Source organism: Arthrobacter sp. UYCu723 (assembly GCF_054059215.1).
The window spans coordinates 4481003-4507912 of the sequence record NZ_JBSSBW010000001.1 but is presented as its reverse complement, the minus strand read 5'-3'; the positions used below and the strand labels follow the sequence as shown (position 1 = coordinate 4507912).

Annotated in this window: 18 protein-coding genes; 10 read left to right on the top strand and 8 right to left on the bottom strand. The window is 68.0% G+C overall.

Annotated elements, in window-relative coordinates; all coding sequences use genetic code 11:
- Positions 1 to 116 precede the first annotated feature (116 nt).
- Together lpdA and ACVWZ8_RS21010 are read right to left on the bottom strand one after the other, a co-directional pair.
- Positions 117 to 1499: a dihydrolipoyl dehydrogenase gene (gene lpdA / locus ACVWZ8_RS21015; RefSeq protein WP_426977113.1), complete on the bottom strand. Its 1383-nt coding sequence runs from the start codon at positions 1497 to 1499 to the stop codon at positions 117 to 119.
- A 251-nt stretch (positions 1500 to 1750) separates the two neighbouring features.
- Complete coding sequence (locus tag ACVWZ8_RS21010) at positions 1751 to 3277, bottom strand: leucyl aminopeptidase (protein WP_456505717.1); 1527 nt, start codon at positions 3275 to 3277, stop codon at positions 1751 to 1753.
- Between the two features lie 327 nt (positions 3278 to 3604).
- Between ACVWZ8_RS21010 and ACVWZ8_RS21005 the strand changes: the two genes are divergently transcribed.
- The 4 genes from ACVWZ8_RS21005 (at position 3605) to ACVWZ8_RS20990 (ending at position 8957) form a co-directional block, all read left to right on the top strand.
- Positions 3605 to 4543, top strand: a complete 939-nt coding sequence (locus ACVWZ8_RS21005) for a proteasome assembly chaperone family protein (protein WP_456505716.1) — start codon at positions 3605 to 3607, stop codon at positions 4541 to 4543.
- Positions 4544 to 4592: 49 nt separating this feature from the next.
- A complete protein-coding gene (locus tag ACVWZ8_RS21000; protein WP_456505715.1) occupies positions 4593 to 5924 on the top strand; it encodes an MFS transporter in 1332 nt (443 codons plus the stop codon).
- A gap of 72 nt (positions 5925 to 5996) precedes the next feature.
- On the top strand, positions 5997 to 7349 hold the full coding sequence (locus ACVWZ8_RS20995; RefSeq protein ID WP_456505714.1) for a DUF4192 family protein: 1353 nt from the start codon (positions 5997 to 5999) through the stop codon (positions 7347 to 7349).
- Between the two features lie 279 nt (positions 7350 to 7628).
- On the top strand, positions 7629 to 8957 hold the full coding sequence (locus ACVWZ8_RS20990) for an RNA polymerase sigma factor (RefSeq protein ID WP_426977119.1): 1329 nt from the start codon (positions 7629 to 7631) through the stop codon (positions 8955 to 8957).
- Between the two features lie 200 nt (positions 8958 to 9157).
- Here the strand turns inward: ACVWZ8_RS20990 and ACVWZ8_RS20985 are convergent, their stop codons facing one another.
- Positions 9158 to 9379, bottom strand: coding sequence for a DUF7455 domain-containing protein (locus ACVWZ8_RS20985; protein ID WP_354243168.1), 222 nt, complete (start codon positions 9377 to 9379; stop codon positions 9158 to 9160).
- 227 nt (positions 9380 to 9606) lie between these two features.
- Between ACVWZ8_RS20985 and ACVWZ8_RS20980 the strand changes: the two genes are divergently transcribed.
- Complete coding sequence (locus ACVWZ8_RS20980; protein ID WP_456505713.1) at positions 9607 to 11715, top strand: DNA gyrase/topoisomerase IV subunit B; 2109 nt, start codon at positions 9607 to 9609, stop codon at positions 11713 to 11715.
- Positions 11716 to 11806: 91 nt separating this feature from the next.
- Here ACVWZ8_RS20980 and ACVWZ8_RS20975 read toward each other — a convergent pair whose 3' ends face one another.
- Together ACVWZ8_RS20975 and ACVWZ8_RS20970 are read right to left on the bottom strand one after the other, a co-directional pair.
- Complete coding sequence (locus ACVWZ8_RS20975) at positions 11807 to 12796, bottom strand: M56 family metallopeptidase (RefSeq protein WP_456505712.1); 990 nt, start codon at positions 12794 to 12796, stop codon at positions 11807 to 11809.
- Between the two features lie 6 nt (positions 12797 to 12802).
- Complete coding sequence (locus tag ACVWZ8_RS20970) at positions 12803 to 13189, bottom strand: BlaI/MecI/CopY family transcriptional regulator (RefSeq protein WP_426977123.1); 387 nt, start codon at positions 13187 to 13189, stop codon at positions 12803 to 12805.
- Positions 13190 to 13478: 289 nt separating this feature from the next.
- Between ACVWZ8_RS20970 and ACVWZ8_RS20965 the strand changes: the two genes are divergently transcribed.
- From ACVWZ8_RS20965 to ACVWZ8_RS20950, 4 genes are all read left to right on the top strand, one after another.
- On the top strand, positions 13479 to 15089 hold the full coding sequence (locus tag ACVWZ8_RS20965) for a cytochrome ubiquinol oxidase subunit I (protein ID WP_426977124.1): 1611 nt from the start codon (positions 13479 to 13481) through the stop codon (positions 15087 to 15089).
- 36 nt (positions 15090 to 15125) lie between these two features.
- Positions 15126 to 16175, top strand: coding sequence for a cytochrome d ubiquinol oxidase subunit II (gene cydB, locus ACVWZ8_RS20960; protein WP_456505711.1), 1050 nt, complete (start codon positions 15126 to 15128; stop codon positions 16173 to 16175).
- Between the two features lie 6 nt (positions 16176 to 16181).
- On the top strand, positions 16182 to 19751 hold the full coding sequence (cydD, locus tag ACVWZ8_RS20955; protein ID WP_456505710.1) for a thiol reductant ABC exporter subunit CydD: 3570 nt from the start codon (positions 16182 to 16184) through the stop codon (positions 19749 to 19751).
- Between the two features lie 133 nt (positions 19752 to 19884).
- The gene (locus ACVWZ8_RS20950; protein WP_456505709.1) at positions 19885 to 20898 is read left to right on the top strand and encodes a GNAT family N-acetyltransferase; all 1014 of its coding nucleotides are present in this window, start codon (positions 19885 to 19887) and stop codon (positions 20896 to 20898) included.
- 896 nt (positions 20899 to 21794) lie between these two features.
- On the opposite strand, the gene ACVWZ8_RS20945 is transcribed toward ACVWZ8_RS20950, so the two are convergent.
- Both ACVWZ8_RS20945 and ACVWZ8_RS20940 read right to left on the bottom strand, forming a co-directional pair.
- A complete protein-coding gene (locus tag ACVWZ8_RS20945) occupies positions 21795 to 22901 on the bottom strand; it encodes an IS110 family RNA-guided transposase (RefSeq protein WP_456505708.1) in 1107 nt (368 codons plus the stop codon).
- A 308-nt stretch (positions 22902 to 23209) separates the two neighbouring features.
- Entirely contained in the window at positions 23210 to 23728 is a 519-nt protein-coding gene (locus tag ACVWZ8_RS20940; RefSeq protein ID WP_456505707.1) for a DinB family protein, read from the bottom strand.
- Positions 23729 to 23881: 153 nt separating this feature from the next.
- On the opposite strand from ACVWZ8_RS20940, the gene ACVWZ8_RS20935 reads away from it, so the two are divergent.
- Positions 23882 to 24265: a VOC family protein gene (locus tag ACVWZ8_RS20935; protein ID WP_426977131.1), complete on the top strand. Its 384-nt coding sequence runs from the start codon at positions 23882 to 23884 to the stop codon at positions 24263 to 24265.
- Positions 24266 to 24361: 96 nt separating this feature from the next.
- Here the strand turns inward: ACVWZ8_RS20935 and ACVWZ8_RS20930 are convergent, their stop codons facing one another.
- Positions 24362 to 26905 (bottom strand): DNA gyrase/topoisomerase IV subunit A, encoded by a 2544-nt coding sequence (locus tag ACVWZ8_RS20930; RefSeq protein ID WP_456505706.1) that lies wholly within the window; start codon positions 26903 to 26905, stop codon positions 24362 to 24364.
- Positions 26906 to 26910: the final 5 nt, after the last annotated feature.

The window sequence follows — 26910 nt, the reverse complement described above, 5'->3', positions numbered from 1 at the left end:
ATCGTCCCCGTTCTCCTTATTGATCTTTAGTGCGGATGGTTTGCTGCCTTGGTCGAGCTTAGTGCACCCGGCAATTCGAGCCGGGTGCACTAAACCCTGTGGTCTTGCGGTAATGCCTAGCCGTGGAGGGGCTTGCCGGCCAATGCCAGGTGCGCCTCGCCCAGGGACTCGTTCTGGGTCGGGTGGGCGTGGACCAGCTGGGCCACGTCCTCGGGGTAGGCTTCCCAGTTCACGATCAGCGCGGCTTCGCCGATCTGTTCGCCCATGCGGGCGCCGATCATGTGGACGCCGACGACGGGGCCGTCCTTCTGGCGGACCAGCTTGACGAGCCCGCTGGTGCCCAGGATGGAGCTCTTGCCGTTGCCGGCCAGGTTGTACTCCTGGGTCTGGATCTGGTCGTCGCCGAACTTCGCTTTGGCGGCCTGCTCCGTGTAGCCCACCGTGGCGATTTCGGGCTCGGAGTAGGTGACCTTGGGGATGTTGACGTCTTCGACGATGACAGGCTTGAGGCCGGCGATCTCTTCGGCGACGAAGATGCCCTGCTGGTAGCCGCGGTGCGCCAGCTGGACGCCGGGGACGATGTCGCCGATGGCGTAGATGTTGCCGACGCCGGTGTGGAGGCGCTCGTTGGGGATGACGAAGCCGCGGTCGATGGTGACCCCTGCGTCTTCGTAGCCGAGGTTGGCCGTGACGGGGCCGCGGCCGACGGCCACGAGCAGGAGGTCTGCCTCGAAGGTCTTGCCGTCCACCAGGGTGACCTTGACGCCGTCGTCGTTCTGCTCGACGCCCTGGAAGAAGACGCCGGTGGAGAACTTGATGCCGCGCTTCTTGAACGCGCGCTCAAAGGCCTTGACGATCGTCGCGTCCTCGTTCGGGACCAGCGAGGGCAGGCCCTCGACGACGGTGACGTCGACGCCGAAGGACTTCCAGACGGAAGCGAACTCAACGCCGATCACGCCGCCGCCCAGGATGATCGCGCTCTTGGGGATGTAATCCATGGTGAGGGCTTCGTCGGAGGTGATGACCTTGCCGCCGATTTCCAGACCCGGCAGCGTGCGGGAGTAGGACCCGGTCGCGAGGACGATGTTCTTGCCCTTGTACGAGGTGCCGTTCACGACGACGGTGTCGGTGCCCTGGAGCTTGCCTTCGCCTTCGATGACGGTGATGCCCTTGCTCTTGATGAGGCCCTGCAGGCCCTTGAACTTGCCGGCAACGATGCCGTCCTTGTAGGCGTTGACAGCGGTGATGTCGATGCTGTCGAGGGTGACGTTGACGCCGTACTTGGATGAGTCCCGGGCGTGGTCGGCGAGCTCTGCGGAGTGCAGCAGGGCCTTGGTGGGGATACAGCCGTTGTGCAGGCAGGTGCCGCCGAGCTTGGCCTTTTCGATGAGGCCGACGGTGAGGCCGAGCTGAACGGCACGCAGGGCAGTTGCGTAGCCGCCGCTGCCGCCGCCGAGTACCAGGATGTCGAATTCTTGCGCAGTTGCCTGATCGGCCACTAAAACGCTCCCTCGCGTGAACGATGACACGAGAGTACGCATCATCTGGTCTTGGAACTTCCTGCCGCGATTATGCCAGCAGGCCCGTTCCCTTTCATTTGTGACTATTTGTATGGGTCTATCGTGGTTCACCTTAGCGAACCACTTATCCATGCTCCACCTTGCCGTGGCGTTTGTGGAGCGCTTGTGTCCAGTGTCACGCGGCCTTGTGGCGAGGGCGTCATGCCCCCGCCACAAAGCGCCGCGGACACTCAGACGGTGCTAGCCAGGATGTCCTCGGCATACGCCACGAGGGTCCGAACCGTGGAGCCGGTGCCCTGCTTGTGGTTGTAGCCGTAGGGACTGCCGTTGTTGAAGGACGGTCCGGCAATGTCGATGTGCGCCCAGGGGATCTGCTCCCCGTCCTTGCCGTTGCCGACGAATTCCCGCAGGAATACCGCTGCCGTCATCATTCCGCCGTGGCGTTCGCCGATGTTGGCGATGTCCGCGACCTGCGAGTCGAGGCTGGCACGGAGCTCCTCCGGCAGTGGCATCGGCCAGACCAGCTCGCCGGCGCGGTCCGCGGCGGCCTTGATCGGACCGGTGACGGAGTCGGAGCCCATGACGCCGGCGGTGCGGTCGCCCAGAGCGATCAGCTGCGCGCCGGTCAGGGTGGCGACGTCGATGATGGCGTCCGGGTATTCCTGGCTCGCCGCGACGATGCCGTCGGCCATGACGAGGCGGCCTTCGGCGTCGGTGTTGAGGACCTCCACGGTCTTGCCGCCGAATATGGTGAGGACATCGGCCGGGCGCTGCGCGGCGCCGGAGGGCATGTTCTCCGCGATGCACAGCCAGGCGGTTGCCTTGACGGGCAGGCCCAGGCCGGCGAGGGCAAGTACGGTGTTGAGGACGACGGCGGCGCCCGCCATGTCGCTTTTCATGTCGCCCATGCCCAAGGCCGGCTTGATGGAGATTCCGCCCGTGTCAAAGGTGATGCCCTTGCCCACGAGGGCGATCTTGGCTGTGGCCTTCGCCGGGGCGTATTCGACCTTCACGAGGCGCGGCTGCCGGGTGGAGCCCTTGCCGACGCCGAGGATGCCGCCGAAGCCCTCCTTCTCAAGGCGCTTCTCGTCCCAGACTGTCACCTTTACAGGCAGGCCCTTGGACAGTTCCTTGGCGGCTTCGGCGAACGACTCGGGGTAGAGGTGGCTCGGCGGCTGGTTCACCAGCGAGCGGGTGGCGTTCACGGCCTTACCGATCAGGGCCGCGCGGTTCAGTACCGGCTGCAGCCCCTTGTCCGCGGCGAGGCCGGTGACGATCACGACGTTCTTCACCGGGTCCTTAAGGCCGTCCCTGGAGGAGCGGTACTCGGTGAACGAGTAGGCGCCCATCGCGGCGCCCTCGGCGACGGCCGCGACGTCGGCCAGGGACGCCGTCGGGAGGGCCAGGGTGACGGTGGCGACGCCGGCGAGGAGGCGGACGGCGGAGCCGGCCGCACGGCGCAGCGCCTCCTCGGTGAGCGGCTGGTTCGCGGCAAGCTTGCCGACGCCGGCGAGCACCAGCACCGCCGCTCCGGCTTCAGGCAGGCCCGGAAGCCGGTGGGCCTGGTCGGCTGCCCCGGTGACGCCAAGAACGTGCAGTGATTCCGCCAGCGCCTCGGCGGCCTTGGCCGACAGCGGGTTGCTCAGCAGGACGGGACCGTCCGGCCCCTGTCCCACGCCGATGACGAGGGCGTCGCTGGGGGACTTCTTCAAATTCCCAGCAATTGCACTAAGTTTGACTTCAGTATTCTTGACCACGAGGACAGTCCTCAATTCTCTCTGATTTTTCGGCAGGAACTGCATGTTCGGCGCCCTGCCATGGGAACCTGAGCCACAGTCGGCTTGAGACGTGACGTAAGTGTCTTCAAGGCGTCCATCAGGCCAGTTCCGATCGTAGTCTCTCCGCCGTGCGGGTGTTCAATTGAATGAGAGCTGGAGCACACCGGGGGCAGGAATTCCACCGCGCGTCGGGGCGTTGAAAGAGGTATCGGCGCCACCGCCCGCTTGGCCGTTGCCTCCGGAAAATCCGCCGCGCAGGGCCGCGTCCCGCGCCTCCCACCGCCGCTACCGCGAAAGGAACATGCCGTGATTGAACGGATTTCCGGCTCGTTGCTGGACCCCGAATCGCTCTATCTGCGTGATGACGCGCTGTTCCACAGCCCGGAGCTGCGCGGACTGAACCTTGTTATGGGTTTCACGGGCTTCGCCGACGCCGGCCACGTCGTCAAACAGATCACCGCCGAAATGCTGGACACCCTCGACTCGGAGATGATGGCCGAGTTCGACGCCGACCAGCTGATCGACTACCGGACCAGGCGTCCGCAGGTGAGCTTCGTCGAAGACCATCTCCAGGACTACCAGGCGCCGAGCCTGGCGCTGTACCGGCTCTTTGACGGGCTCGGAAGCCCTTTCCTCCTCCTGGCCGGGTTCGAGCCGGACCTGCAATGGGAGCGGTTTGCCCGCGCCGTCGTCGGAATCGTGGAGGAGCTGGACGTCAACCTGGCCACCTGGATCCACTCGATCCCTATGCCGGTCCCGCACACGCGGCCCGTGGGCGTGACCGTTCACGGCAACCGCCCGGACCTTATCGAGGGAATCTCGGTGTGGAAGCCGACGGTCGAGGTCCCTGCCGCGGTGGGACATGTCCTTGAGATGCGGCTCGTCGCTGCAGGCCGCAATGTGGCCGGCTACGTGATCCACGTCCCGCACTACCTCGCGGAAGCCGAATACCCGCCGGCCGCCGTCGCCGGGCTGGAATACCTCGGCGCAGCCACCTCGCTCATGCTTCCCAGCGACCGCCTGCGCGAGGCGGGCCGCGAAGTAGGCCGCCAGATCGCCGAGCAGATCGATGCCTCGGAGGAGGTCCAGCAGGTCGTCTCCCGGCTGGAAATACGCTATGACGAGAAGGCCGAAGGGACCGTGCGGCGGTCGCTGCTGGCCGACGAGAACGACCAGCTTCCGAACGCCGACGCCCTGGGTGCGGCCGTTGAAGCCTACCTGGCCCGTAAGGAGCCCGGTAAATAAATACTAGGTATATAAATAAGATTTGTTCAGTGGAGGGCATAATGGGGTAGTGACCTCACCCCGCGCCTGGCTGATCTGGATCGTCGGGATCTTCGCCTATCTGGTGGCGGTCAGCCAACGGACGTCCTTCGGCGTGGTTGGGCTGGAAGCCACCGAGCGCTTCCACGCCAGCGCCGCCGAAATCTCCTTCTTCACCGTGCTGCAGCTCCTCGTCTACGCCGGCCTTCAGATCCCGGTGGGCGTGCTGGTGGACCGCCTCGGCTCCCGTGTCATGATCGCCGCAGGTGCACTGCTGATGGGGCTCGGACAACTCGAGCTGGCCTTCGCGGACAGCATCCCCGGCGGCGTCCTGGGCCGCGTGCTCGTGGGCGCGGGGGACGCCATGACCTTCATTGCCGTCATTCGGCTGATCCCGCTCTGGTTCGCCCCCGCGCGCGTGCCGCTGCTCACGCAGCTGACCGGTATGTCGGGACAGCTGGGCCAGCTCTTCAGCGTCGTGCCGTTCGCCATCATCCTGCACTCGGCCGGCTGGACCCCCGCCTTCCTCACGCTGGCCGCCATGTCCGCCCTCGCCGTCGTGCTGGTGCTGGTCCTGCTGCAGGACCTGCCGCCGGGACATCCGGCGCCCGAACCGTCCCAGGGGCTGCGCGCCACCGGAGTCTCGCTGTCCCACGCCTGGCGGCAGCCCGGAACCAGGCTCGGGCTGTGGAGCCACTTCACCGTCCAGTTCAGCGGCACCGTGTTCGCGATGACCTGGGGCTATCCCTTCCTGATCTCCGCCCAGGGCCTGGACCCGGGCACCGTCTCGGCCCTCATGACCCTGTACGTGGCGGCCGCGATCGCAGCGGGGCCGCTGATGGGCAGCTTCGTGGCCCGGCACCCGCTGCGCCGTTCCACCATGGTGCTGCTGATCTCCGCCGCCACCGCTGCGGCCTGGGCGGCGGTCCTGCTCTTCCCCGGCCGGTCCCCGCTGTGGCTGCTGGCCGGACTGGTGGTGGTGCTGGCCATCGGCGGTCCCGGCTCCATGATCGGCTTCGACTTCGCCCGGACCTTCAACCCGGCCCACCGGATCGGAACGGCCACCGGCATCGTCAATGTCGGCGGTTTCATCGCAGCTCTCGTGGCCATCTTCGTGATCGGCCTCGTCCTCGACGTGCTGAACAGCACCGGGTTCTCCCAGGGGGAGCTCTACGGTCTCGACCCGTTCAGGATCGCCCTGAGTGTCCAGTTCCTTCTGTTGGCCGGGGGAGCCGTCGCCATCCTGATCACCCGGCGCAAGGTTCGCCGGCAGATGGCAGCCCAGGGCGTCGTCGTGCCCCCGCTGCGCGTAGCCCTCTCCCGGCAACGCAGGCTCGGCGCGGAACGCCGCCGCCGGCCCTGATCCGGGAGCCCGGTTCTCCACATAGGACAGATCCTTTCTGACGGCGGGCGGCGGGGCGACGAAGCTGGCGTTATGACAGCTCCCGATCACCTGAAAATCACCGGCCCCGAAGACATCCTTGGGTTCATCCCGCATTCCCTGGGCTACTGGCCGTCGCACAGCCTCGTCGCCATGACGATGCAGGGCAAGCGGCTCGGAGCCACCCTCCGGGTCGACCTCCCCGGCGACGGCAGCCCCGGCCGTCCCGGCAGTTTCGCCGGCTTCGCCCGCACCGTGGCCGGCTATCTGGAGGCCGACGACGAGGCGGACGGCGCCCTGCTGGCTTTCTTCACCGGTACCGACGGGTCCGTAACGGGCCGGGACGGTGCCGCCTGGGCCGAACTGCTCGAAGAGCTGGAACACGCGCTGGCGGAAGGCGGCATGCCCGTGCGGGACGCCTGGCTTATCGGCGCCGAGCACTGGCGCAACGTGTACTGCACCGACCCTGCCTGCTGCCCCACTCCCGGCCGGCCGATCGATGAGATCAGGAACAGCCGGCTAAATGCGGAGATGGTCTTCCGCGGCAGCACCGTCGGACCCGCCCCCGGCGCCGCCGCACGGTTCCCCTCCCCGCTGCCCGAGGACCCGGCGGTGCTCGAGTCCGAGCGGCACTGGGCACAGCTGTTCTCGGGACACACAGGGGACCGGGTGCAGTTCGGCCAAGTGATGGATGTCTGGGCCCTGGTGCTTCGGTCGCCGGCCGGTCCTCGGCTTCCCGTGGGGCTCGCCGGGTACCTGCGGGCCGCGCTCCGCGTCCCGGCCTGGCGCGATGCCGTGCTGGTGATGGCGGCTGCCGGGCCGGAGGCCGCCGAGCAGGGCGCCGCAGGCTTCGGCATCTTCGACAGCCCATCCTTCGGCGGCCCATCGTTGAACACTTCGGCCCCGCCCGCCGAGTTGCCCGGCACGCCGGCGGCCACGCAGGCACTGCCCGGGACGCAGCCCGGCCCCGGCGTGCTGGCTCGGCCGCTCCCGGTTCCGCTGCCGCCGCTGGAGGGCTTGCCTCCGCTCCTTCCGGCGCGGGTGGAAAGCGCCGGTATCGGGGCCGGCAGCGGGGCATCGGCGGCCCCGGGGTACGGGGAGGTGCTGCTCGGCCTGGCGCCGCCGGTGCCGGACTGGCCAAAAATGGCCAGCCTGGAGCGGATCCTCCTGCAGTTGGGCGAGGCCGGCGGGGAGGCCGGGGCTGCCGCGCTTACCGGACGCGGCTGGATTGAATGGTGCCGCGGCAAGGGGTCCTTTGCCGACGCGTTGTTCAGCCGGGCAGAGGCGGAGCACCCGGGCTACCGGCTCGCCGAACTGCTGGCTGAGCTTGTGAGCCGTGGCACCTTGTGCGGATGGGCAGGAAGGAGGGACGCCGCGTGGCAGAAGTTTGAGCCCGGCGCCGCGTGATGGTGAACGGAATGTGGTGCGCCACCATGTTGCGAACCCGGCACCGTGACGGCACCGATTCTGAAAATCGTGAGACAATGGTTGCCGCGACCCGGTTGGGTCCGTGTATCAAGAGCTCGTAGCGAACCTTGGAAACAGGGAACATTACGGCCGCCTCAGCAGTTCTACTTAGTGGCTCTGCTGGCCGTGGCGGCTCCTGATGTGAAACACGGACTTGACAGGGTCATAGTGGTGTTGCCCGTATGGTGATTCCACAGACCGCCGCTAGAAAGGTTTTCTGTGACCCCGTCTTCCGCGAAGAAGGAACCCGCCGACCAGGCCGTATTGTCTCCCGAGGAGAAGAAGGCGGCGACGAACGCCAAGCGCGCCGCCACGCGTGCAGCCAACAAGGCTGTCCAAGACGCAACCTCGGCCGAAGGTGACGACACCGCATCGGCAGTCGCCAAGCCTGAACCCAAAAAGCGCGGGCCCAAGCCCGGCGCTAAAGCCGCGGCGCAGGCCGCCGGCAAAGCCGCCCGCGGTGACGACGACGATGACGACGTCGAGGTGGACCTCGACGAGGTGGCCGGCGTCGAGATCGGCGAAGACGGCGAAGAGATCCCCGCCAAGGCTGCCGCAGCCCCCACCGGCTCCGGTTTTGTCTACTCCGATGCCGACGATGACGATGCGCCCGTGCAGCAGGTCATGTCGGCCGGCGCCACCGCCGACCCCGTCAAGGACTACCTGAAGCAGATCGGCAAGGTCGCCCTGCTGAATGCCGAGCAGGAAGTGGACCTGGCCCTGCGCATCGAGGCAGGCCTCTTTGCCGAAGAAAAGATCAACGCCGACGACGGGTCCATGGATCCGAAGCTCAAGCGTGAACTCGAATTCGTCATCCACGACGGCAAGCGCGCCAAGAACCACCTGCTGGAGGCCAACCTCCGCCTCGTGGTGTCGCTGGCCAAGCGGTACACCGGCCGCGGCATGTTGTTCCTGGACCTGATCCAGGAAGGAAACCTGGGCCTGATCCGTGCCGTCGAGAAATTCGACTACACCAAGGGCTTCAAGTTCTCCACGTACGCCACCTGGTGGATCCGCCAGGCGATCACCCGCGCCATGGCCGACCAGGCCCGCACCATCCGCATCCCCGTGCACATGGTGGAAGTCATCAACAAGCTGGCCCGTGTGCAGCGCCAGATGCTGCAGGACCTCGGCCGCGAACCCACCCCGGAGGAGCTGGCCCTCGAGCTGGACATGACTCCGGAAAAGGTCGTTGAGGTCCAGAAGTACGGCCGCGAGCCGATCTCCCTGCACACTCCGCTGGGCGAGGACGGTGACTCCGAGTTCGGTGACCTCATCGAGGACTCCGAAGCCGTGGTCCCCGCCGATGCCGTGAGCTTCACCCTGCTGCAGGAGCAGCTGCACTCCGTGCTGGACACGCTCTCCGAGCGCGAGGCCGGCGTGGTGGCAATGCGCTTCGGGCTGACCGATGGACAGCCGAAGACGTTAGACGAAATCGGCAAGGTCTACGGGGTCACGCGCGAGCGGATCCGCCAGATCGAATCGAAGACGATGTCCAAGCTGCGGCACCCGTCGCGGTCCCAGGTCCTGCGGGACTACCTGGACTAAAGCCCGGGCCGCAGCACAACGCGGGGTCACTCCGCGCCGATCCTCCCCGGAGGAATGGGCGCAATGTGACCCCGCGTTGCCGGTTAATCATGCTGCTGGTTAATCATGCTGCGCGTTCGAGAACCGGCCGGGCAGAGAACAGCTCGTTAAAAACGCGGCCCCTCCGGAACGGAGGGGCCGCGTTGCTGAGAGCAAACGGACTAGTCGACGGGAAGCGGCGCTTTCTCGTTCAGGCGTCCGGTCTCGTCGTGCCAGTCAGAGCTGAGCGGCCTAAGTGTCGGTTCTACGGCCCGTGCGTGGTGGCCGCAGAAGAGAAGCTCACCGCCGGAGGCGCCGAGAACAACCCGGACATATGCCTGTGCTCCGCAACGATCGCACCGGTCAACGGTGGTCAGTGTGCGGTCCGCAACTGCTGTTGTCATGTTCGGCCTCCTTGGTAGTTCGGTATACCTATATAACCAGCATTCGCAGCCAATCCATCACAAGGATGGTCCACTTTCGCTGTACGCGTATCACGTCTCGGTAACAGGTCCGCCGGCGCCGGGCCGGATGCGGGAGTGGCAACCCGGGGGACAGCCGCACTCCGACTACCCTTGGAAGAGCGTCAAGCATGCTTTGACTGATCCGTCCCTGAAGGAGTTTCCGCCCCGTGGCACCAAGTTCTGACTACACCGCCCGGCATCTCTCCGTGCTGGAAGGCCTCGAGGCCGTCCGCAAGCGCCCGGGCATGTACATCGGCTCCACCGACTCCCGCGGGCTCATGCACTGTCTCTGGGAGATCATCGACAACTCCGTCGATGAGGCCCTCGCCGGATTCGGCCACGACATCAAGGTCATCCTGCACGCCGACAACTCGGTGGAGATCCACGACGACGGCCGCGGCGTTCCGGTGGACATCGAACCGAAAACGGGGCTGTCCGGCGTCGAGGTCGTCTTCACCAAGTTGCACGCCGGCGGCAAGTTCGGCGGCGGCTCCTACACCGCTTCCGGCGGCCTGCACGGTGTCGGCGCGTCGGTGGTCAACGCCCTGTCCGCCCGGCTGGACGTGGAAGTGGACCGCGGCGGCAAGACCTACAAGATGTCCTTCCGCAGGGGGGAGCCCGGCCGGTTCAAGGACCCGGGAACCAAACCGGACCCGGCGACCCTCTTCGAGCCGTTCATCGACGGCTCCGTGCTGGACATCGTGGGGAAGGCCAAGCGCGGCGTCACCGGAACCCGGATTCGCTACTGGGCGGACCGCCAGATCTTCACCCCGGACGCCAAGTTCTCCTACGACGAGCTCGCCGCCCGCGCCCGCCAGACCTCCTTCCTTGTCCCCGGCCTGAAGCTGACGGTCCGGGACGAACGCCGGGCCGCCGGGACACCCGGGGAGTCCGGCCCGCACGAGGAGGTCTTCCACCACGACGGCGGCCTCTCCGAGTTCGTCGAATTCCTCGCCGCGGACCCGGCCGTCACGGACATCTGGCGTCTGCACGGGGCCGGCAAGTTCAAGGAAACCGTGCCGGTCATCGACGAGAGGGGCCACAGCCAGCTGGCGGAGGTCGAGCGGGACTGCGAAGTCGACGTCGCCCTGCGCTGGGGCATCGGTTACGACAGCACCGTGCGCAGCTTCGTCAACATCATCTCCACGCCGAAGGGCGGCACGCACCAGGCCGGCTTCGAGCAGGCCCTGCTCAAGACCTTCCGCAAGGCCGTGGAAAGCAACGCCCGCAAGCTGAAGGCCGGCAATGACAAGATCGAAAAAGACGATATCTTCGCCGGGCTCACAGCGGTCCTGACCGTCCGTCTGGCTGAACCGCAGTTTGAAGGCCAGACCAAGGAGATTCTGGGCACTTCCGCCGTCCGGGCCATCGTGACGAAGGTCGTGGAGCAGGAGATCAACGCCAAGCTGAACTCGGCCAACCGCAATGACAAGGCCCAGTCCGCGCTGCTGCTCGAGAAGATCGTCAGCGAGATGAAGTCACGCATCTCGGCCCGCGTCCATAAGGAAACCCAGCGCCGCAAGAACGCGCTGGAAACCTCGTCCATGCCCACCAAACTGGCGGACTGCCGCACGGACGACGTCGCCCGCTCGGAACTGTTCATCGTGGAAGGTGACTCGGCCCTGGGCACCGCAAAGCTGGCGCGTTCCTCCGATTTCCAGGCGCTGCTGCCGATCCGCGGCAAAATCCTCAACGTGCAGAAGGCCTCGGTGGGGGACATGCTCTCCAACGCCGAATGTGCCGCGCTGATCCAGGTGGTGGGTGCCGGCTCCGGCCGGAGCTTCGACATCGGCGCCGCCCGCTACGGCAAGGTCATCCTCATGACGGACGCCGACGTCGACGGCGCCCACATCCGGACTCTTCTGCTGACGCTGTTCTTCCGCTACATGCGCCCGATGATCGATGAGGGCCGTGTGTTCGCCGCCGTCCCGCCGCTGCACCGGGTGGAGGTCATCAACGCCGGACAGAAGGCCAACGAGATGATCTACACGTACTCGGAGGCGGAGCTGCACGTACTGCTGGCCCGCCTCGCCCAGGAGGGCAAGCGCTACAAGGAGCCGATCCAGCGCTACAAGGGCCTGGGTGAGATGGATGCGGAGCAGCTGGCCGAGACCACGATGGACCCGCGGCACCGTACGCTGCGCAAGGTCGGGATCGAAAATGCGAAACAGGCCGAGGAAACCTTCGACCTGCTGATGGGCTCCGACGTCGCACCCCGCAAGGACTTCATCATTGCCGGCGCCGCAAGCCTGGACCGGGAGCGGATCGACGCCTGACGCCCTCCGGCCTTCCAACGCCGGCAGCACCTTCCAACGCCGGCAGGAGCTTCCGCCCGGACGCCCGGCGGGACGGTCCAGTCTGTCGGGATCAGCCGAGCAGGCCGGGGACGATCAGCAGCGCGGTCGGAACGGCGAGGAGCAGGAGGCAGGCCGCCAGTACGGCAAGCCGCAGCGGCTCCGGCAGCGGGGGCTGCGGGGAGAGCAGACGGCTGACCCGGGAGGCCGTGGTGCTCGCCGAACCGGCCCCGCCGGTGGCGCCGGGCTGGCCGGGATCGACGTCGGGCAGCTCCGCCTCACCCAATGCCATCCGGGCCACCGGTGCGCCGGGGGAGCCGCTGGCCACGATTGCGATCGCTTTGATCAGTGTCGCCTTACTTTCCGTCTTCAGCGCGACGTCGTCGGCGAGCATCTCGATGAGCGAGTTGACCGCGTCCTGCGCCAGCCGGGTGGTCGGCAGCCACGGCAGGGCCTGGCGCCAGGCGGCGAAGGCCCAGAGCAGGAGATGGTGGCGCTGGCTGAGATGGGCGTTCTCGTGGATCAGGACCGCCCGCAGCTCGGCGGGTTCCAGCGCCGCCATGAGCCCTTCGGAGAGCACCGTGACGGAGCGTGCGCCACCCGGCAGGCAGTAGGCCACGGGGGAGTCGAGGCTGAGCACCATGGTCTTCGGGCCGTCAGCGGAAGGCGAGGCGAGCAGGGCCAGCAGTTCCCGGTGCCGTTGCCGTTGCCGCTGGATCTTGTAGTACGTCAGCAGCAGGGTGAACACGAGGTGCGCCGTCAGCAGGGCCGCCGCGGAGAGCCCAAAGATGTGCCAGAAACCCAGCACCGTGGTGGGTGCGTTGTTGAAGACCATGCCGGTCAGCGACTTGAGCCCGGCAAGCAGATTGTCCCCGGCGGGCTCCAGCCCGTAGACGAGCATGGCGCCGATCATCGACAGGCCGCCGGCAAGGGCGATCGCCTGCCAGAGCAGCATGGCGGTGAAGGGCGACCGGGCCGGCCACTGGGCGCGGGAGAGCAGGATAGGTACCGGCCATGCCAGGACTACCGCGAGGACCGCCAGGAACCATGAGGTCCAGAACATCGGGCGCTAGCTGAGGCCCAGCAGTTTGCGCAGCGTTTCCGCTTCAGTATCGGTGACGGAACCAATGAAGCGCGCCAGCACGGCCTCGCGGTCCGGCGCGGACCCCAGAACCTCGTGCATGAGCTCGGCGGTGTGGTCAGCCCTGCTTGATACGGCCTGGTAGCGGTGCGGCCGGGTGCCGCGTTCGCGCTCTACCAGGCCCTTGCGCTCGAGGCGGGACAGCACGGTCAGCACCGTGGTGACGGCCAGATCCTTGCCCACGTGTCCTGCGGTGCCGCCCTCCGCGCGGGTGCTCTGCGCAAGCAGATCCCGCAGCGTGTTGGCCGTTGCCGCCTCCTGGCCTGCCCAGAGCAGATCCATCACTGCCCGTTCCAGTTCACCGAGACTTGCCATTGGGTACATCCTTCGTGCCGGCCGCCCGGGTGTGGCTCGCTGGCCTGCCGGGCGGCGTGTTTACGCTTCAGCATTAAAGTTACCGCGTTTTGCACTTTCTTTCTACATGAAGTAGAACTATCCGCTTCGGCGAGTCGCGGGCGCTGGCGTCAGCCGTCGGCCGGTCCGTTGCGGCCCTTGCCCCGCCGTGGGACGCTGGGATGCAGGGACGCACCGATATGTTCTACACTCTGTAGAAGAATCACTTCTACGTCATGTAGAAGTTGCTCAGCCAAAAGTAGGGACTGCCTTGGACGCCTTGGAAATCGCACGCTGGCAATTCGGCATCACCACCGTCTACCACTTCATGATGGTGCCGCTCACGATCGGCCTTGGCCTGGTAGTGGCCGTCATCCAGACGCTCTGGTACCGCACCGGCAGGCCGGAGTACCTCCGGATGACCAAGTTCTGGGGCAAGCTCTTCCTGATCAACTTCATCATGGGTGTCGCCACCGGAATCGTGCAGGAGTTCCAGTTCGGCATGGCCTGGAGCGAGTACAGCCGCTTTGTGGGGGACGTCTTCGGCGCGCCGCTGGCGATGGAAGCGCTCCTGGCCTTCTTCGTGGAATCCACCTTCCTGGGCCTGTGGATCTTCGGCTGGAAGCAACTCAGGCGCGGCGTCCACCTGGCTTGCCTCTGGATCGCCGTCATCGGTTCCGTTTTCTCCGCGTACTTCATCATTGTGGCCAACAGCTGGATGCAGCACCCCGTGGGCGTCGAAATGATCGACGGCCGCCCCGTCATGACGGACGCCTGGGCGGTCTTCACCAACAACACCGCCCTCGTTGCCGTGCCGCACACGCTCTTCGGAGCCCTCGCCGTCGCGGGGGCGTTCCTGCTGGGCATCGCCTGGTACCACCTGTGGCGCCGCCGCCACGACGGGATCGACACGGTCGCGGCGGACGGCAAGGTCATCCCCGGCGAGTCCACCGTTCCGGGACGCGACCGTGCGGACCATGCCGTCTGGATCCGCTCGCTGCGGATCGGCGCCGTCGTCGCCATGATTTCCTTCGCGGGAACCGCGGTCACCGGCGACCTGCAGGGCAAGCTCATGTTCGAACAGCAGCCGATGAAGATGGCCGCCGCCGAGGCGGCCTGCCACGACGGCACCGGCTTCTCCGTGCTGAGCGTCGGCAACCTCGGCTCCAAGAACTGCGATGACATCGTCGCCGTGATCGAGGTCCCGGGCATCCTGTCCTTCCTCGCCAAGGGCGACTTCACCACCGAGGTCAAGGGCGTGAACAGCCTCCTGGACCGGTACAAGGCCGACTACGGCACGCACCTGCCGGACAACCCCATCTACGGGGACCGGGCGGGCCAGGAGATCCAGTACGTCCCGGTCATGGAAGTCACCTACTGGGGGTTCCGGATGATGATCGGGTTCGGCGGCTTGGCGGCCCTCGCGGCGCTCGTGGCGTTGTGGGTGACGCGCAAGGGAACCGTCCCGGCCTCCAGCGGGCTCATGCGGGTGGCCGTGTTCGGGATCCTCGCCCCGTTCGGGGCCAACGCCGCCGGCTGGATCTTCACCGAAATGGGGCGGCAGCCGTTCGTCGTCGCCCCGAACCCGGATCCCAGCGGGATCGACCAGGTCTTCATGTTCACCGCCGCGGCCGTCTCCCCGGGCGTATCCGCCGGGGAACTGCTGACCTCCCTCGTGGTGCTGACCGGCGTGTATGCGGTCCTGCTCGTGGTCGAGGTCAAGCTGCTGGTCAAGTACATCCGGGGTGGCGTCGTCTCTGCCATGCCGGAGCTCGTGCACGCCCCCGTTGACGAGAACGAGGACGGCACGCCGAAGGCCCCCGGTGAAGGCCCGCCCGGTCCCGGCAAGCCCGGGGACGACGTCCTGGCTTTCGCCTACTAAGCATCCGCCACCGAAGAAACGCAGAGGATACTCAGCATGGAACTGCTTCCCACCATCTGGTTCATCGCCATCGCGGTGCTGTGGACGGGCTATCTCTTTCTGGAGGGCTTTGACCTCGGCGTCGGCATGCTGATGAAGGGCTTCGCCCGGAACAACACCGAACGCCGCGTCCTGCTCAACACGATCGGCCCGGTCTGGGATGGAAACGAGGTCTGGCTGCTGACCGCCGGCGGCGCGACCTTCGCGGCCTTCCCGCTCTGGTACGCGTCCCTGTTCTCCGCGCTCTACCTGCCGCTGCTGGCCGTCCTTGTGGCGCTGATCTTCCGCGCCGTGGCCTTCGAATACCGCGGCAAGGTGGACACCCCGCAATGGCGTGCCCGCTGGGACTGGGCCATCTCGGCCGGTTCCCTCGTTGCAGCCTTCGGCGTCGGCGCCGCCCTGGCACTCACCACCACGGGACTGCCGCTGAACGCCAACGGCGACCGCGAGGGCGGCCCGTTCGCCTGGTTCAACGCCTACGCCGTGCTCGGCGGCCTCGCCGTCGTCGGCTTCTCCCTCCTGCACGGCCTGGCCTTCCTGGCCCTGAAGACCGACGGCGAGGTCCGGCACCGGGCGCGGCAGTGGTTCGTCCGGCTGCTGCCGGTGCTGCTGCTGCCGATCGCGGGCTGGGCGGTGAGCCTGCAGCTGCTCAGCGGCGAGGCCTGGACCGTGGCGGCCGTGGTAGCCGCCGTCATCGCCGCCGTCTTGGCCTCGATCTTCGCCCGCAACGGTGCGGAGGGCAGGGCGTTCCTGGCCCTCGGCGCCTTCCTGCTGCTCGGCAGCGCCTCGATCTTCGGCGCGGCCTTCCCGGTGGTGCTGCCCTCCTCGCTCAACCCCGAGTTCGACCTGACCATCTCCAACGCCTCCTCCTCCGACTACACCCTGGGGCTGATGAGCATTGTCGCCTGCATCGGGCTGCCGCTCGTGCTGGCCTACCAGGCCTGGACGTACTGGGTGTTCCGGCGCCGCGTGAGTGCCGCGCACATCCCCGAGGCCCACAGCTTCCTTCCCGCGATCGCCGCCAAAGCGCTGGCAGCCAAGGACTAACACCCGATGAGACCGCAGTTCCCGTCCGGCCCTGCCACCCGTTCCGCCCTCTATCTGCTGGGCGTGCTCGCCGCCCTGAAGGCGCTGTCCCTCGTGCTGATGGGACAGGCGGTCGCGTCCATGCTCGCCGGGCTGATGGCACACAATCCGGCGTGGAGCGAGCAGCTGGTCTGGGGATTCGCCGGGGTTGTCCTGCGTTCCCTGACCGTGTGGGCGCAGTCCGTCGCGTCACGCCGGGCCGCGCTGGGAGTCAAGGAGGAGCTGCGCTCCCAACTGTTGGAGCGCGCGCTGCGCAACGGGACCCGGAACGCGGGACCCACCGACGGCGGCCTCGCCATCCTGGCCACGCGCGGACTGGACGCCCTGGACAGCTACTACACCCAGTTCCTGCCGGCCCTGGTGAACTGCGCCGCGGTTCCGTTGCTGCTCGGGGCCCGGATCCTGTTCGCGGACTGGATCAGCGCCGTCGTGATTGTGCTGACGGTACCTCTCGTGCCGCTGTTCATGGTCCTGATCGGGCGCTACACCGAGGACCGGGTCCGGGAGGCCCAGTCGGCACTTGCCCGGTTGTCCGGCCACATGCTTGAGCTCGCCAAGGGCCTCCCCGTGCTGGTGGGACTGGGCCGTGCCACCGCCCAGCGGAAGGCGCTGGAGGACATCTCCGAGGAATACCGCTCCCGCACCATGGGGACCCTGCGCACCGCGTTCCTCTCGGCGCTCGCGCTGGAACTGATCGCGACGATCTCCGTGGCTGTGGTCGCTGTCTTCATCGGCGTCCGGCTGGTGAACGGGGACATGGGGCTCGAAGCGGGGCTGCTGGCGCTGATCCTGGCCCCGGACTGCTACCTCCCGCTCCGGGAGCTGGGTACCGCCCACCACGCGAGCGACGAAGGCCGCGCCGCGCTCGCCGAAACCACCGCGGTCCTCGAGGCGCCGGAAGCCACACCCCTGAGCCCCGCCTCCGGCCAGCCCGCCGCGGCCGGCGAAACGGCCCTGCCTCCCGCCGTCACCGTCCGCGGACTGACGGTCCACTACAGCGGCAGGCGGGACGCCGCCGTCGGGCCGCTCAGCTTCACCGCGGCGCCCGGTAGGATCACGGCCCTCGACGGGCCCAGCGGGTCCGGAAAGAGCACCGTGCTGGGGGTGCTGGCCGGCACCGTCGGGGCAGGCGGCGGGACTGGCCACCAAACCAGCGTCAGCGGACGCCTCGAAGGATTCACGACGGCGGACCTCGCCTGGGTCCCGCAGCATCCCGTGATGGTGGCCCCGACAGCACTCGACGAGATCCGGCTGTACCTCGGCGCCCCGACCCTGGGAAGGGATGCGGCGGACGCCGCGGCCCGCCGCTGCCTGGCAGCCTGCGCCGCGGGGCACCTCGCCGCGAAGCATCCCGCCGAGCTCAGCCCGGGGGAGCTGCGCCGCGTGGCACTGGCCCGAGGCCTGGCCCGGATCGAGGCCGGAGCCACCGTGCTGCTCCTTGACGAACCCACCGCCCACCTGGACCGCGAATCAGCCACCATGGTCAGCCATGCCATCGCCGGGCTGCGCGGGAAAGTCACTGTATTGCTCGTGGCGCACGACCGGCAGACCCGCGAGCTGGCGGACCAGCTCGTGGCAGTGGCGCCCGGCAAGGGCACTGCGGCCCACACCGCACCGGCCGCCGCGGCGCCCGGGGTGGAGCCACTGCAGGAGGCCCTGCCGGAGCCACTGCCGGAGGCCTTGACTGCCGGGGGGTCCGCCGCCCACGACGTGGGCTGGGCGGAAACCGCGTCCGAGGAACCCCAGGACAAGGTCGCCGCCGGCACCGGTTCAACGGCTTATACAACAGTCCAGGTGCGCCGTCTCCTGGCCCCCGTCGCCGCCAAGTTCGCCGCGGCAGGCACCGTCGGCACACTGGCCGCCCTTTTCGCCGTCGCCCTCGCCGGGCTGTCCGGCTGGCTGATCATCCGTGCCAGCGAACAGCCGCCCATCCTCTACCTGCTCACCGCGATCGTGGGCGTGCGGTTCTTCGGCGTCGGCCGGGCGGCCCTGCGCTACGCCGAGCGGCTGTTGCTGCACGACGCCGTTTTCGCCGCCCTGACCCGGCTCCGCGGCCGGCTCTGGGAATCACTGAGCCGCCGCGCCCTGTCCCTGCGCCGGCTCCTGCAGGGCGGAAGCATCCTCGGCGCCGTGGTGGACGACGTCGACACGGTCCGGGAGCTGCTGCCCCGGGTGGTCCTGCCGCCGCTGACCGCCGCGGCCGTCGCGGCCGCCGCCGTCACCGGGATCGGCCTGCTGCTGCCGGCGGCTCTCCCGGCCATGATTGCCGCGGCGGCGCTCAGCCTTGTGGCCGCCCCGGCCCTGGCGCTGGCGGCGGACCGGATGTCCGCCCGCACCGAACAGCGGCTCCGGTCCGGCGTGCTGCGCAAGGTCGCGGCCACGCTCGACGCCCGCGCCGAACTCCACGCCAACGGCGTCTCCGCCCCGGTGCTCGCCGCAATCACGACGGCGGACCACTCCGCGACCGCAGCCTCCCAGCGGTCCGCCTGGGCCGAAGGCCTCGGCCAGGGGCTGACGGTGTTGGCCTGCGGGGCCGCCGCCCTGGCCAGCGCCGTGCTGGCCGCGCCGCTGGCCCTCAGCGGAGCGGTGGAGCCCGCGAGGGTCGCCGTGGTCGTGCTGTTGCAGCTCGCGCTCGTGGAGCCGTACGCAGCCATCACGACGGCGGTCCGCCAGTACCCGGCGCTGCGCACCGTGCTGCGGCGGATCAGCGAGGCCGGCGTCCTGGACAAGCCCGACCGCGCTGCCGACGGAGCCAGCGGGCTCGTGCCGGTACCGGCGCGGCCTGGCGCCACACCGGGGGTCGAACTCCAGGAGCTCTCCGCTGCCTGGCCCGGCGGAGGTGCCGTCTTCACCGGGCTCAGTGCCACCGCGGAACCCGGACGCTGGCTCACAGTGACCGGGGCATCAGGCTCGGGTAAATCCACCCTGCTGGCCGTGCTCCTGGGCTTCCTGCCGCCGCGGAGCGGGCAGATCTTCGTCAGCGGCCGTGCCGCCTGGTGCCCGCAGGAAGCGCACCTTTTCGACTCCACGATCCGCGGCAACCTCATGCTCGGACTTCCGGACAGCCGGTCGGACAGCCGGTCGGACAGCCGGCGGGACGGGCAGCTTGGGCAGCTGGAGCAGCAATTGCAGGAGGCTCTCGCCGCGGTGGGCCTCGGGCCCCTCGTTGCCCGGCTCGGCAGTGGCCTGGACGGTGGCCTGGACGGTGGCCTGGACGGTGGCCTGGACACCAGGATCGGTCCGGGCGGCGCCTACCTCAGCGGCGGCGAGCGGCAGCGCCTGGCCGTCGCCCGCACGCTGCTGACTGGCGCGGACGTGATCCTGCTCGATGAGCCCACTGCCCACCTGGACGCGGAGTCCGGCCGGGCCCTGCTGGCCGAGCTCCGGAAAGGCCTCAAGGACCGCACCGTGGTCCTCGTCACGCACAACCCTGAGGATATCGACGCCGGCGACAGCCGCCTGGATCTGGACAACACGGCTGCCACCGCCCTCGGCGCGGCTGCAGCCACGGCCGGCGCGGTGCTGGCGCGGCGCTGAGCCGGAGGCTAGCCTGTCCCCATGATTGGACAAGCATGATTGGACAAGCATGATTGGACAAGCATGATTGGACACGCATGATTGGACACGCATGATTGGACACGCATGATTGGACACGCATGATTGGACACGCATGATTGGACAAAGGGGGACCGACGCCCGCGCCTGCCTCAACCCCAGGCTTACGTGGCGGTCCGCAGGGACCGCGGACCTTGACGGCTGGGCCGCCCTGATCGCCCGGGCGGCCGCCGTCGAACAGCCTGTCTGGTTCGAGCGGCGCGCCGACCTGGCGCAGATCCTCGACTCGACGAACAACCCGGCCGCCGCGAACACCATCCTCGGCGTCGACGGTGACGGCGTTGCCCGCGCCTACGGCCGGATCACCAAGAACCGCGACGGTGACAAAGCGCTCGGCTTCGGCTGCGTCGATCCCGGGTGGCAGGGCCAGGGGATCGGGAGCGGGCTGCTGGGCTGGATGGAACAGCGGACCCGCGAACGGTTTGCCGGGGATGCCGCGTCCGGGCAGCCGGAGGCGGGCCCCGCACCCAGGCTGCGACTCCACATGGAGCAGCAGCACAGGCACCAGGCGGCGCTCTTTGAGGGCGCGGGCTACCGGATGGTCCGCTACTACAACGAGATGCACCGGCCGTTAGCCATCGGGATCCCCGAGGCCGAGCTGGAGGCGGGGCTGGAGCTGGTGGCGTTCGGCCCGGAACTGCACGAGGCGGTCCGCCTGGCCCACAACGACGCCTTCCGGGACCACTGGGGCAGCGAACCCCGCGACGAGGAAGCCTGGGGCTTTGTGGTGCATGATCCGCTGGCCCGCCCGGACCTGAGCGCGGTGGTCCTGGAGCGGTCCAGCGGCACAGTGGCCGGCTACCAGCTCGCCAGCCACGACGCCGAGGGCGCAGCGTCCCGCGGCTTCAGCGAGGGCTACACGGACCTGCTGGGCGTACCGCGGGAGTTCCGCGGCCGCGGGATAGCGCAGGCGCTGCTCGCCGATGCGATGCGCCGCTTCGCCGCGGCCGGGATGGACAAGGCCTCGCTCGACGTCGACTCGGAGAACCCGACCGGAGCCCTGGCGCTCTACACCAAGATGGGCTACGTCACCGTCAACCGCAGCATGGCCTGGGACAAGGAACTGTAGCTACTCATCCACGCGCTATCCGCACGCGCTAGCCATCCACGCGCTATCCGCACGCGCTAGCCATCCACGCGCTATCCGCACGCGCTAGCCATCCACGCGCTAATGGGCATTTTCGTTGGTTCGTCGGGGGGTTAGGTCCAGGCGGTGGGGTCGTTGGGGTAGAGGCCGCGGGCGGTGTCGCGCCAGGCCATCACCGGCGGCGGTTTCAAGGGCCTCGGCCAGCCGGCCGGGTCGACCGGAATGCACCAACGGCCTCAGCGACTAGCTGCTACGCCTGAGCAGCCACGGGCACGCACCGGCAGCCTGACCCCGACGTCCTCAGCGAAAATGAGCACCGGACAGGACATGCCCCGCGCCGGGGCCGGCCGATGGACATATTCCGGTTATGCCCGGTCCCCGGGGCGAAGACTGGGCATGTCCTCCGGGGGAAGTGGCCCGACGCCCCCAGCGGAGCCACTGCACGTGCTCCCGGGTCAGGACATGCCCCGCGCCGGGGCCGGCGCATGGACATATTCCGGTCATGCCCTGTCCCGGGCGCGAACACTGGACATGTCCTCCCCAGGGGTGGCACGATGCCACGCGCTATCCATCCGCGCGCTGATATGTAGGCCCGGTTGTCAAGAGGCAGAGGTGAGCGGCTCCTGGCTTTGTGGTTCCGGGGGCCGCTCATCGTGTGCCGGCCGATTGTGGTGACAGGTGTTGGCGAGTCTTTTCTCGACTGCAGTGTCAGGCTGATATTCGCGGGGTTGGTTACCGCATGACGATTTGTTCGGCTGGAGCGTATCGGTGTCTAGTATCGGGCGTCGACGGTTTGACCCGTCTGCTCATAGCGCGGTCTCGAGTTAGCTCCGTGTGCTGCCATCGCACTTGCACCACGTCCCGGGGGCACGTTCGGGTCAGGCCGCGTTCATGCGTTCTCCTTGCTGGAGCGGGGCGGCCAGTGACCAGCACCAGCCCGCGAGTTCGCGGGCGATCGCGGTGTTGGCCTTGACTGACATTTTGTGCCGTTCATCGAAGTGTTCCCACTTGTGGTGGAGCCTGTGGTTTCCTTCCAGGGCGCGGATGCGGGTGGCCGGGGCGACGAGATCGAGTTGGCGCAGCAGCCGTTCCCCGGGCCGGGCGTAGGGGCGCCGGTGCTGCCAGGCGGCTTCGATGAGGAGTTTGCGGGCATAGGTGTTTCCGGCCTTGGTGATCGGTCCCTGGTGCCGGGATTGGCCGGAGGATTCCTCGCTGGGGACCAGCCCGAGATAGGAGCCGATGGACGAGCCGGTGAAGCGGGTCCAATCCCCGATCTCCACGGCCAGCCCGAACCCGGTCGTGATCTGGATGCCGCGCAGACACATCAACGCGTCAATCACCGGGCCGTAGCGGCAGGCAGCGGCCGTGGCGGCGACGTGCTTGTCGATCCGTGCCAGTTGCCCGGCGAGGAGTTCGGCCTGCTCGACATCGGCTTCGTAGGTGAACTGCAGCGGCGGTTCGTCAAAGCGTTGGCGGTGCAGCCACAGCCCGTGTTCTTTCGTCCATCTTGCGTCTTTGGGGTAGCGGATGCCGTGGCGCAGCAGGATGCCGTTCACGTGCTGGCGGGCGTGCGCGAGGTCCTTGGCCGTGCCGGAGCGCAGCCGGGACAGGTCCCGCAGGGCTTCTTCCTCCGGGTCCGGGATCCGCACCTCGGTGACCGAGCCGACCGCGAGCATCTCGGCCAACACCCGGGCGTCGCGCCGGTCGGTTTTAATCCGGTCCCCAGGGGCGCGGAGCAGCTTCGAGGACGCCGTGATCACGCAGTTGATGCCCGCGGCCCGCAGGTAGCGGGCCAGGACGAACCCGGTCGGGCCCGATTCGTAGACGACCTTGACCGGCGGCTCGAACCGCCGGACCCACTCCAGCACCATGGCCGGGTCAGCGACCATGGTGTGGGCGGTGATTTCCCCGGTGGCCGGATTCAGCGCATGGCCCACGACGTTGACCGCGTGAACATCCAGACCAATGAAAGTATGCTCAAACATAGCCGGGACCTCCCAAACCTCACATGTGGCACTACCATTGCACCCCCGACGAGCCGGCAGGCCAAGGGGAGCCGCCAATGGCAACCCACGGACCCTGTGAAACAGAAGGCCCCGGCCTCTTGCCGTTACCTGGCCCGTCCGGGATAAAGGACATCACCGCCGGGATCAGGCCCCGCAGCGCCGCCCACCACACAGAGGCACGGATTACACCCCAGCCGGCGCAGCGGGACCGCCCCGGCGATAATGGCTGACCCCGGAGGGGCCAGGACCTGCCACCCCTCATTTCATATCGTCTAGCCATCCACGCGCTACCCATCCACATCGTGGAGGTGATGCACGACGTCGTGCAGGAAGTACTGCGCCAAGGTCAGCACGGTGAACTCCGAACCGTTGCTGCGGGTCCCTTTGCGGCCCCAGCGCTCCTCCGGAACCCCGGCGAAGGCCGCGGCGATCTGCTCGCCCCCGGCGGTCAGTTCGGCGCTGACCCCGGCCGGATCGGCGTTGGCGTAGTCCTTCTCGATCGCAGTGAGGTCCTGGTCCCAGTCGTCGAAGCGTGCCTCGTCCCCGGCAAGCATGAGCGACAGCCGGTGGTCGAACAAGGTGAAGACATCGCGGACATGGCAGGCGTACTCGAGCACGGACCAGGTGTCCTCACCGGGACGGTCTGCGACGTCCGGACGCCGCAGGGCGGCCCGCCACCGTGGCAGCATGCTGGTCACGATTCCTGGCGCCGTCGCGGGGGTGGCCGTGGCGGCGTCGAAACCGCACTCCGGGCAGGGCCGCTGCAGCACCCAGGTCCAGTCCTTGTGATCGGGGATGATAGGCATTCCGGCAGTCTATGTGCCTTTCTGCCCGGCCCGCTGAAGGACGTTGATCCGCCGCCGGCATCGCCTGGGAAACCGGGCACTGTTTGGCGGGTACGTGCCCTTCCCAAAGGAGTAAGATTCCTTCCGGGGGGCGGGCCTGGAAAGGGAATAGCCATGCTCAAGGATAAGCAAGTCGGCGCTGTGCTGCCGGCGGCGGACATCGCCCGTGCGCGTGATTTCTACCGTGACAAGCTCGGGCTCGAACCCGAGAACCCGGATGCCGAGGACAACCTGCAGTACAAATGCGGCTCCGGAACCGGGTTCCTCCTCTACCAGACGCCCAATGCCGGGACTGCGAAGAATACGCAGATCGGCTGGATGGTCGATGACCTTCCCGCTGCCATGGCCGAGCTCCGGGCCAGGGGAATCACCTTTGAGGAGTACGATTTCCCGGGCCTGAAAACCGAAGACGGCATTGCCACCGAGCCGGACGGGAGCTCGGCTGCGTGGTTCCTGGACACCGAGGGCAACATTTTGAGCCTTAACCACATGTCCTAGGGTGCCAGCCCGAAGAGTGCCGGGACACCAAGCCCGGGCGCCCGCGGAAGCGCGGCCCGCCCGGGCTCCGTGCGTCCCGGGGGAGCCTGACCTTCCTTAGGGGGCGGCAGCCCCGTCGGCGTCTTCCGCGGTCCAGGCCATGCTGGGCCCGATCGCGTCTATGGCCTGCGAGAGCGGAATCCCGGAACCGTCGCGGCGGCCGTGCTCCCCGGGCAGGGAACGTGCCACCCCGGCCAGCGAGGATGCCTTCGCCGGACCATGCCCGGCCCACGCAAGCAGGAGGGTGTCCTCGCCCTTCAGGAAGCGGTGCGCCCGGACCCCGGCCGTGGCGCGGCCCTTCGCCGGATACTCGGACAGTGCGGTGACCTTGGCGGCCCCGGGAGCGGTGCCGGGGAGGGCCCCCTCCGTGCCGGCGACGGTCACGACGACGGCGGCCGCGTCGGCCGCGTCGGCGGCGCCGAAGAATTGCACCTTGTCCCCGGCGGCCAGCTTGATCCCGGCCATGCCGCCGGCCGTGCGGCCCTGCGGACGGACCGCCGAGGCGCCGAAACGCAGCAACTGGGCCTGCTGCGTCACGAAGACGAGGTCGACGTCGTCGGACCCCGCGGGAGCCACGCCGATCACGGTGTCCTGGTCCTTGAGCACGATGACTTCCCAGTCCTCGCGGTTCAGCGGGTAGTCCGGCTGGACCCGCTTGACCACGCCCTGCGCCGTGCCGACCGCCAGTACCTCGTCCAACGGGGCGAAGGCGACGAGTGATTCGTTCTTCAGCAGCGTGATGAAGTCCTTGGCCGGCACCCCGCCTGCCATATTCGGGGTGCCCGAGGTCGGCGGCAGCACCGGCATATCCATCACCTGCAGGCGCAGCATGCGCCCCTGGGAGGTGACGGCGGCGATCTCGCCGCGCGCCGAGGTCCTGATCGCGGACTGGAACACATCGTGCCGCGTCCGCGGGCCGGACTCGGCGAGGCTGTCCTGGTTCGCGGTGCGGGCGATCTGCCCGGACACGGTGAGAATGGCCCAGCACGGGTCGTCGGCGATCTCGAGCACCAGCGGGGCGGCCTTGCCCTTGACTCCCGGGGCTGCGGCAAGGGCAGCGGCGACGGTGGGCGAGACGGCCTCGGACTCGAGCAGCACGGTCCGTCGCGGGGTGCCAAACTTCTCGGCGATCTCGGCGAGTTCGGAAGACACGAGGGCGCGGAGCCGCTCGCTGGAACCGAGGATGGCCTCAAGTTCGGCGATTTCCCGGCGCAGCTCGTCCTGCTCCTTTTCGAGCTCGATCCGGGAGTACTTGGTCAGCTGCCGGAGCCGGAGCTCCAGGATGTAGTTGGCCTGGATCTCGGAGAGGTCGTAGATGGACATCAGGCGGGTCCTGGCGGCGGCTGCCTCGTCCGAGGAACGGATGATCTGAATGACCTCGTCGATGTCAACGATGGCGATGAGGAGGCCCTCGACCAGGTGCAGCCGGTCCTTTTTCTTGCCCAGGCGGTAGGCCGTGCGGCGCCGGACGACGGTGATGCGGTGCTCGACGTAGACGGAAAGCAGCTGCAGCAAGCCCAGGGTCTGCGGCTGGCCGTCCACGAGCGTGACGTTGTTGATGCCGAAGGAGTCCTCCATCGGCGAGTAGCGGTAGAGCTGCTGCAGCACGGCGGTCGGGTTGAAGCCGTTCTTCAGCTCGATCACGAGGCGCAGGCCGTGTTTGCGGTCCGTCAGGTCCACGATGTCGCTGATGCCGGTCAGCTTCTTGCCGTTGACCGCGTCCTTGATCTTCTCGATCACCTTCTCCGGGCCCACCATGTACGGCAGTTCCGTGACCACCAGGCCGGTGCGGCGGGCCGAGAGCTGCTCGATCTCCACCTTGGCCCGGGTCCTGAAGGAGCCGCGGCCGGTGGCGTAGGCGTCCCGGATGCCGTCCAGGCCCACGATCCGGCCGCCGGTGGGCAGATCCGGGCCCGGGACGAACTTCATGATGTCCTCGAGCGTGGCGTCCGGGTTGTCGATCAGGTGCCGGGCGGCGGCGATCACTTCCACCAGGTTGTGCGGGGCCATGTTCGTGGCCATGCCGACGGCGATTCCGGTGGCGCCGTTGACCAAAAGGTTCGGGAACGCGGCCGGCAGCACATCCGGCTGGGTCAGCTGGTTGTCGTAGTTGGGCACGAAGTCGACGACGTCCTCGTCGAGGTGGTCCGTCATTGTCAGCGCCGCCGCCGCAAGGCGTGCCTCGGTGTACCGCGGGGCCGCCGGGCCGTCGTCGAGCGAGCCGAAGTTGCCGTGCCCGTCGATCAGCGGCAGCCGCAGCGAGAAGTCCTGCGCCATGCGCACCATGGCGTCGTAGATCGCTGTGTCGCCGTGCGGGTGCAGCTTGCCCATCACCTCGCCCACCACACGCGCGCTCTTGACGTGGCCGCGGTCCGGGCGCAGGCCCATGTCGCTCATCATGTACAGGATGCGCCGCTGGACCGGCTTCAGGCCGTCGCGGGCGTCCGGAAGGGCCCTCGAGTAGATCACCGAATAGGCGTACTCGAGGAACGATCCCTCCATCTCGGAAGTGACGTCGATATCGACGATGTTCTCGACGAATTTCCCTGCGGAATCAGTGTTGGCTTCCCCTGCCGGGGGCGTGGTTTGGCGGCGTGCCATGAGGC

Excerpts from the sequence above, each read along its gene's own strand:
- ACVWZ8_RS20995 (WP_456505714.1), top strand. The coding sequence starts at position 5,997 with ATGACAGCTCCCGATCACCTGAAAATCACCGGCCCCGAAGACATCCTT.
- ACVWZ8_RS20985 (WP_354243168.1), bottom strand. The coding sequence starts at position 9,379 with ATGACAACAGCAGTTGCGGACCGCACACTGACCACCGTTGACCGGTGC.
- ACVWZ8_RS20975 (WP_456505712.1), bottom strand. The coding sequence starts at position 12,796 with ATGTTCTGGACCTCATGGTTCCTGGCGGTCCTCGCGGTAGTCCTGGCA.
- ACVWZ8_RS20970 (WP_426977123.1), bottom strand. The coding sequence starts at position 13,189 with ATGGCAAGTCTCGGTGAACTGGAACGGGCAGTGATGGATCTGCTCTGG.
- cydB (WP_456505711.1), top strand. The coding sequence starts at position 15,126 with ATGGAACTGCTTCCCACCATCTGGTTCATCGCCATCGCGGTGCTGTGG.
- cydD (WP_456505710.1), top strand. The coding sequence starts at position 16,182 with ATGAGACCGCAGTTCCCGTCCGGCCCTGCCACCCGTTCCGCCCTCTAT.
- ACVWZ8_RS20950 (WP_456505709.1), top strand. The coding sequence starts at position 19,885 with ATGATTGGACAAAGGGGGACCGACGCCCGCGCCTGCCTCAACCCCAGG.
- ACVWZ8_RS20945 (WP_456505708.1), bottom strand. The coding sequence starts at position 22,901 with ATGTTTGAGCATACTTTCATTGGTCTGGATGTTCACGCGGTCAACGTC.
- ACVWZ8_RS20940 (WP_456505707.1), bottom strand. The coding sequence starts at position 23,728 with ATGCCTATCATCCCCGATCACAAGGACTGGACCTGGGTGCTGCAGCGG.
- ACVWZ8_RS20935 (WP_426977131.1), top strand. The coding sequence starts at position 23,882 with ATGCTCAAGGATAAGCAAGTCGGCGCTGTGCTGCCGGCGGCGGACATC.
- ACVWZ8_RS20930 (WP_456505706.1), bottom strand. The coding sequence starts at position 26,905 with ATGGCACGCCGCCAAACCACGCCCCCGGCAGGGGAAGCCAACACTGAT.